The organism is bacterium (genome assembly GCA_035295165.1).
GTDB lineage: Bacteria > Sysuimicrobiota > Sysuimicrobiia > Sysuimicrobiales > Segetimicrobiaceae > JAJPIA01.
In genome coordinates, this window is sequence record DATGJN010000041.1 from 1 (window position 1) to 4,082 (window position 4,082).

General features: G+C 67.0%; 5 protein-coding genes. All 5 read right to left on the minus strand.

The window, feature by feature from the left end; genetic code table 11:
• Window positions 1–129: GTP-binding protein (locus VKZ50_06140; GenBank protein ID HLJ59291.1), on the minus strand; the 129-nt coding region annotated here is incomplete at its 3' end.
• Between the two features lie 72 nt (window positions 130–201).
• Window positions 202–2,289 carry an elongation factor G gene (fusA, locus tag VKZ50_06145; protein ID HLJ59292.1) on the minus strand — a complete coding sequence of 696 codons (2,088 nt, stop codon included), beginning with the start codon at window positions 2,287–2,289 and terminating at the stop codon, window positions 202–204.
• Between the two features lie 55 nt (window positions 2,290–2,344).
• A complete protein-coding gene (gene rpsG / locus VKZ50_06150) occupies window positions 2,345–2,815 on the minus strand; it encodes a 30S ribosomal protein S7 (GenBank protein ID HLJ59293.1) in 471 nt (156 codons plus the stop codon).
• Window positions 2,816–2,918: 103 nt separating this feature from the next.
• Window positions 2,919–3,305 (minus strand): 30S ribosomal protein S12, encoded by a 387-nt coding sequence (rpsL, locus tag VKZ50_06155; GenBank protein HLJ59294.1) that lies wholly within the window; start codon window positions 3,303–3,305, stop codon window positions 2,919–2,921.
• 284 nt (window positions 3,306–3,589) lie between these two features.
• Window positions 3,590–3,838, minus strand: coding sequence for a ribosomal L7Ae/L30e/S12e/Gadd45 family protein (locus tag VKZ50_06160; protein ID HLJ59295.1), 249 nt, complete (start codon window positions 3,836–3,838; stop codon window positions 3,590–3,592).
• Window positions 3,839–4,082: the final 244 nt, after the last annotated feature.

Below are 4,082 nucleotides of genomic sequence, written 5' to 3' on the forward strand. Positions count from 1 at the left end.
CTTCGTCTTCCCCAACGACGCCAGCACCCCCGTGATCGCCGCCGTCAGCGTCGTCTTCCCGTGATCCACGTGCCCGATCGTCCCCACGTTTACGTGCGGCTTCGTCCGCTCAAACCGTGCCTTCGCCATCCCCCTGCCTCCCGTCTCTCGGGGTCCCCCGGCGAATCGCCGACACCCGGCAATCCGTCGGGGCGAGAGTGCCTACGCCTTGCTGCCCGCCCCCGTTTTCTTCACCAGCTCCTGCGCGATGTTGTTCGGGACCTCTTCATAGTGCGAAAACTCCATCGTGTACGTCGCGCGCCCCTGCGTATTCGACCGCAGCGCGGTCGCGTACCCGAACATCTCCGAGAGCGGCACCTCGGCCTGCACGATCCGCAGTGCGCCCCGCTGCTCCATCGCCATGATCCGGCCGCGGCGGGCGTTGAGGTCGCCGATCACGTCGCCCATGTACTGGTCGGGCGTCACCGCCTCGACCTTCATCATGGGCTCCAGCAGCACCGGAGATGCCGCCTGCGCGGCCGCCTTGAACGCCATCGACCCGGCAATCTTGAACGCCATCTCCGAGGAGTCCACGTCGTGGTATGAACCGTCCGTGAGCGTCGCGCGCACGTCCACCATCGGGTACCCGGCCAACACGCCGCCGTCGGCCGCTTCGCGTACCCCCGCCTGCACCGGCGGGATGAACTCCCGCGGGATCCGGCCGCCGGTGATCTTGTCCACGAACTCGATGCCGCTGCCGCGCTCCAACGGCTCCACTTCCAGGAACACGTGGCCGTACTGGCCGCGGCCGCCCGTCTGGCGGATGTACCGACCCTCGGCCTTGGCCGCCTTTCGGATCGTCTCACGATAGGCGACCTGCGGGCGGCCGACGTTCGCCTCGACCTTGAACTCCCGCAGCAGCCGGTCGGTGATGATCTCGAGGTGCAGCTCGCCCATGCCCGAGATGATCGTCTGCGCCGTCTCCGGGTCGAACCGCACCTTGAAGGTGGGGTCCTCCTCGGCGAGCTTCGCGAGCGACGCGCCGAGCTTCTCTTCGTCCTGCCGGGTCTTGGGCTCGACGGCCACCGAGATCACGGGCTCCGGGAACTTGATGGACTCGAGCACGATCGGGTGCGCTTCGTCACACAGGGTGTCCCCGGTCGTCGTCACCTTGAGTCCGACCGCCGCGACGACGTTGCCCGCCGTGACCTGGGGAATGTCCTCTCGGTGGTTCGCGTGCATCTGCAGGATGCGACTCACGCGTTCCCGGGTGCGGCGCGTCGCGTTGTAGACATAGGACCCCGACTGGAGCGTGCCCGAGTACACCCGGAAGTAGGTCAGCTTGCCCACGTACGGGTCGGTGACGATCTTGAACGCCAGCCCGCAAAACGGCACGCTCGGATCGGCGGCGCGGGTCTCGGTCTGCTCGGTTTCGGGGTTCACGCCTTGCACGGGCGGGATGTCCAGGGGGGACGGGAGGTAGCCGACCACCGCGTCGAGGAGCGGCTGCACCCCTTTGTTTCGGAACGAGGTGCCGCACAGCACCGGGATGATCTTCGTCGAGATCGTTCCCTTGCGCAACGCCCCGACGATCTCCTCGTCGGTGAGCGGCGTCCCCTCGAGGTACTTCTCCGTCAGCCGGTCGTCCATCTCGGCCGCCGCCTCAACCAGCGCCTCGCGGTACTTCTCCGCGACCGGCCGGAGCGACGCCGGGATCTCGACCTGATCGCTGCGCGTCCCGAGGTCGTCCGTGTAGATGATCGACGTCATCTTGATCAGATCGACGACGCCCTCAAACCCGTCCTCGGCCCCTACCGGGAGCTGCACCGGGACCGCGCGGGCCTCGAGCCGCTCCTTGATCATGCCGACCGTCCGGAAGAAATCCGCCCCGGTACGGTCCATCTTGTTGACGAAGACGATCCGCGGGACGCCATACCGGTCGGCCTGCCGCCAGACCGTCTCGGACTGCGGCTGCACGCCCTCCACTGCGCTCAGGACCACGATCGCGCCGTCGAGCACCCGCAGCGACCGCTCCACCTCCGCGGTGAAGTCCACATGCCCGGGGGTGTCGATGATGTTAATGCTGTGCCCGCGCCACTGGGCGGTCGTCGCGGCGGAGGTAATCGTGATGCCGCGTTCCCGCTCCTGGATCATCCAGTCCATCGTCGCGGAGCCCTCGTCGACCTCGCCGATCCGGTGGGTGCGCCCCGTGTAGAACAGGATGCGCTCCGTCGTGGTCGTCTTGCCCGCGTCGATGTGGGCCACGATCCCGATGTTGCGAATCTTCTCCAGCGATCCCTGGGCCGTCATGGTTGCTCCCTGCTTCGTCTCCAGCTGCTGCGTTGTCATGAATCCTCCGCGACGACTACCACCGATAGTGCGCGAACGCCTTGTTCGCTTCGGCCATCTTGTGCGTATCCTCGCGCCGCTTCACCGCGGCGCCGGTGTTGTTGCTGGCGTCAAGAATCTCCGCGGCCAGCTTGTCGCGCATCGCCCGCCCCGGCCGCTGTCGGGCGTACTGCACGAGCCAGCGGATTCCGAGGGACATCCGGCGTTCGGGCCGCACCTCGATCGGCACCTGATAGGTTGCGCCGCCGACCCGGCGCGGCTTGACCTCGAGCACCGGCATGATGTTGTGGAGCGCCTGGTCGAGCACCTTGACCGGCTCCTTGCTGCCCTTCTCCTGGATCGCCTCCAGCGCAGAGTACACGATGCGCTCTGCGAGGCTCTTCTTGCCCCGCGTCATCACCTTGTTGACGAGCCGGGTCACGGTCTGGCTCCCGAACGCCATGTCTGGCGTCACGCTCCGACGCGAAACCGATCCTTTGCGCGGCATCAGTACGCCTCCACGTCACTGCGCATCGTCTGCACCCCGTTGGGTCCCCTGCCCCTCCGAACGCCCGCTGTTCCGCGGGCATCTGGCGGGGCGGGCGGCCGGCTCACGCCGCCCCTGCCTTCTTCGGCCGCTTCGCGCCGTACTTGGAGCGCCCGCGCTTGCGGTCCTGGACGCCTGCGGTGTCGAGGGTCCCTCGCACGATGTGGTACCGGATCCCCGGCAGATCCTTCACGCGGCCGCCGCGGATCAAGACCACCGAGTGTTCTTGAAGATTGTGGCCGATCCCCGGGATGTACACGGTGACTTCCTGCCCGTTCGTCAACCGCACCCGCGCGATCTTTCGCAGGGCCGAGTTGGGCTTCTTGGGGGTCGTCGTCTTGACTTGAATGCACACCCCGCGCTTCTGCGGGCTGTTCTGAAGCGCCGGCGACTTGCTCTTCACCGGCTCGACCCTCCGGCCCAAACGCACGAGCTGGGTGACTGTCGGCACGCTTGACCTCCCGCGCGGGCCGGGATCCCCGGTCCCGCTGTCTCCATCCTTCCTTACTATACGCGTCCGCTACACGCGCCCGCCGTGCGCACAAAGTCCCCGGGCGGGGCGGCGTTCCCCCACGCCGAGGCTGTGAGCGATGCCTGCGGCCGGTGTCACCCGGCCGGGTTATCGCGCGTCCGTCTGTTGCGGTTAGGCATGCGCCATACGCGATGCCGAAGCCGGCACCCTGCGGCGCATTGTCAGGGGCGTTCCCCGAATCGCCGGACGAATCTCGGCGGTGCCTACTCGGTGATCGCTGCCACCGCAGCGCCCACCGCAATACCGCACGCCCGTCCGAGCGCGGTCATCGAGGCGACCTCGATGACCTCCAGGCCACGCTCTCGGGCCGCCCGGAGCACCGGCTCCGTCACTCGACGGTCGGCGTCCTGAGCGACGTACACCACCCGGGCGTGTCCGCGATTGATGGCCTTCGTTGTCTGGTTGGTCCCGATGGCCCGCTGCGTCGCAATCTTCAGGTGGTCAACATCCACAATCCGGCCACTCCGCCGCCGCGATCCTGACCCCGTCAGGGTCGAGATCCGACTCGGACAGTATATCAACGGCCTGAAACCCTGTCAACGCCTACCCCACCGACGTGTAGTAGTTCAGCAATAATGTCACCCCCTAACAGTTCCGTGACTATGTCACCCTGGGACTATGACCAGGGAGACGATCATGTTGAGTCAGAAGGATCAACAGCGCGTGCAGGTCCTGACACAGGTCCATCGGGGCACG

Bases quoted from the DNA above. Each gene is read 5' to 3' on its own strand.
- fusA (HLJ59292.1), bottom strand. From the start codon at position 2,289: ATGACGGCCCAGGGATCGCTGGAGAAGATTCGCAACATCGGGATCGTG.
- rpsG (HLJ59293.1), bottom strand. From the start codon at position 2,815: ATGCCGCGCAAAGGATCGGTTTCGCGTCGGAGCGTGACGCCAGACATG.